Source organism: Bradyrhizobium sp. UFLA01-814, from assembly GCF_046718885.1.
GTDB lineage: Bacteria > Pseudomonadota > Alphaproteobacteria > Rhizobiales > Xanthobacteraceae > Bradyrhizobium > Bradyrhizobium elkanii.
In genome coordinates this window covers 1-2,569 of the sequence record NZ_JAQOSR010000343.1, presented here as the reverse complement: position 1 = coordinate 2,569, position 2,569 = coordinate 1, and the positions used below count along the sequence as shown (strand labels likewise).

General features: G+C 64.2%; 2 protein-coding genes. Both read right to left on the bottom strand.

The annotated features are described in order from the left end of the window. A partial coding sequence (locus PMN64_RS42660; protein ID WP_411785089.1) for a zinc-binding dehydrogenase occupies nucleotides 1-1,122 on the bottom strand: 1,122 nt, incomplete at its 3' end. 48 nt (nucleotides 1,123-1,170) lie between these two features. Beyond that, a complete protein-coding gene (gene eno / locus PMN64_RS42655; RefSeq protein WP_028339707.1) occupies nucleotides 1,171-2,454 on the bottom strand; it encodes a phosphopyruvate hydratase in 1,284 nt (427 codons plus the stop codon). Between the last annotated feature and the right edge of the window lie 115 nt (nucleotides 2,455-2,569).

Genomic DNA, 2,569 nt, shown 5'->3' with positions numbered 1-2,569 from the left:
GTTGATCAGGAATTTCTCGCCGGTCGCGCGCTTGTTGTAGACGGCGATGTTGTCGAGCTGCAGGGTCTCCTGCAACGAGACCACCTTGGTGTAGTGACTGGCGAAAGTCGTCTTCAGTTCGGCCACCACGCGCTGGCGCAGCTTGTTGCCGGCCTCCGGACCGATCTTCATCAGGAACGGGAACAGGAGCCAGCCGCCGACGCCCCAGGCCATGCCGAAACCGCGCGGCAATTCGATCGAGCGGGTGTCGAGGCTGCCGTAGACGTAGACCTGCTTGTGCACATTCGAACCGTAGCGGCTGTAGGCCTTGGCGGTCTTGTTAATCGCGGACTCCATCGCGACCAGGATCTGGCCCGCGAGCTTGCCGCCGCCGATCGCATCGAAGGCGATGGTGGCGCCGGTCTCGACCAGCGCGCCGGTGAGCTTGTCCATGAAATCGGGCGCGGAGGAATCGACGACATGTTTGGCGCCGATCTTGTGCAGGATGTCGGCCTGCTCCTTGTTGCGCACGATGTTGACGAGGCCGATGCCGTCCTTGAGGCAGATCTTGTTGAGCATCTGGCCGAGATTGGACGCTGCCGCGGTGTGCACCAGCGCCTTGTGCCCCTCGCGCCGCATCGTCTCGGTCATGCCAAGTGCGGTCAGCGGATTGACGAAGCAGGACGCGCCTTCCGCCGGCGTGGTGCCGTCGGGCAGCGGCAGGCATTCGTTGACGCGCAGCGTGCGGTATTGCGCGTACATCGCGCCACCGATCATTGCGACGGTGCGGCCCATCAGCGCTTTCGCCGCATCCGATGAACCGGTCCTGATCACGACGCCGGCGCCTTCATTGCCGACCGGCATGGACTCGTCGAGCCGCGCGGCGAGGCCCGGCAACGCCGCTTCCGGCACGCGGGCGGTCACCACGGGCAATTCCTTGCTGCCGGAGACCTTGGCGGCCGACATGTCGGCCGGGCCGATCAAAAGACCGAGGTCGGACGGATTGATCGGGGTCGCCTCGACCCGGACCACGACTTCGTCGGGGCCGGGCTCGGGGGTCGGGACATTGACCAGCGATATCTCGAGCTCGCCATTCTTCTTGAGCAGCGAACGCAGTTGCAGACCGCTCTTGCCGTCGCTCATCCCGACCTCCCGTTTTTGCGTTTGTTGGATCCCGATCAAATTGGGGCGCTACGCCAGCGCCTTCAAGGCCGCCCTGCCCGCGTATTTCGCCTGGGTACCGAGCTGCTGCTCGATGCGCAGCAGCTGGTTGTACTTGGCGGTGCGGTCGGAGCGTGCCAGCGAGCCGGTCTTGATCTGCCCGCAATTGGTGGCGACCGCGAGATCGGCGATCGTGGAATCCTCGGTCTCGCCGGAGCGGTGCGACATCACGGCGGTGTAGCCGGCCTTGTAGGCCATCTCGATCGCCGCAAGCGTCTCGGTCAGCGTGCCGATCTGGTTGACCTTGACCAGGATCGAATTGGCGCGGCCGTTCTTGATGCCGTCAGCAAGCCGGGTGACGTTGGTGACGAACAGATCGTCGCCGACCAGCTGGCACTTCTTGCCGATCGCATCCGTCAGTTCCTTCCAGCCGTCCATGTCGTCCTCCGACATGCCGTCCTCGATGGTGACGATCGGATAGCGGCCGACGAGATCTGCGAGATACTTCACCTGCTCGGAACGCGAGCGGGTCTTGTTCTCGCCGCCATAGACGTAGGAGCCTTCCTTGAAGAATTCGGTGGAGGCACAGTCGAGGCCGAGCACGACGTCGTCGCCCGCCTTGTAGCCGGCCTTGCCGATCGCGTTCATGACGAACTCGAGCGCGGCGTCGGCCGACGGCAGGTTCGGCGCGAAGCCGCCCTCGTCGCCGACATTGGTGTTGTGACCGGCCTTCTTCAGTTCGCCGCGCAGCGTGTGGAAGATTTCCGAACCGCAACGCAGCGCCTCGGCGAACGACGTCGCGCCGACCGGCAGGATCATGAATTCCTGGAAGTCGATCGGGTTGTCGGCATGCACGCCGCCATTGATGATATTCATCATCGGCACCGGCAGCGTCCGCGCCGAGGTGCCGCCGACATAACGATACAGCGGCATGTCGAAGGATTCGGCGGCGGCCTTGGCGCAGGCCAGCGAGACGCCGAGGATGGCGTTGGCCCCGAGCCGGCTCTTGTTCGGCGTGCCGTCGAGCTCGATCATGATCTGGTCGATCGCGACCTGCTCCTCGACGGCCTGGTCGCTGAGCGCCTCGAAGATCTCGCCGTTGACGGCGGCAACCGCCTTCTCGACGCCCTTGCCGAGGTAACGCGACTTGTCGCCGTCACGCAGTTCCACCGCCTCATGCGCGCCGGTGGACGCGCCCGACGGCACCGCCGCGCGACCGATTGACCCATCCTCCAGCACCACATCGACCTCGACCGTTGGGTTGCCACGGCTATCAAGGATTTCGCGGCCGATGATGTCGACGATGTCAGTCATGACGTGCTCTTTCTCGATATGGGGTTGGCTGATGCGCCGCGTCATACACGGCGCGCAAGCAAATGTGAACGGCCCTGTCTCTTATACACATCTCCGAGCCCACGAGACTTAGGAT

Excerpts from the sequence above, each read along its gene's own strand:
- eno (WP_028339707.1), bottom strand. The coding sequence starts at position 2,454 with ATGACTGACATCGTCGACATCATCGGCCGCGAAATCCTTGATAGCCGT.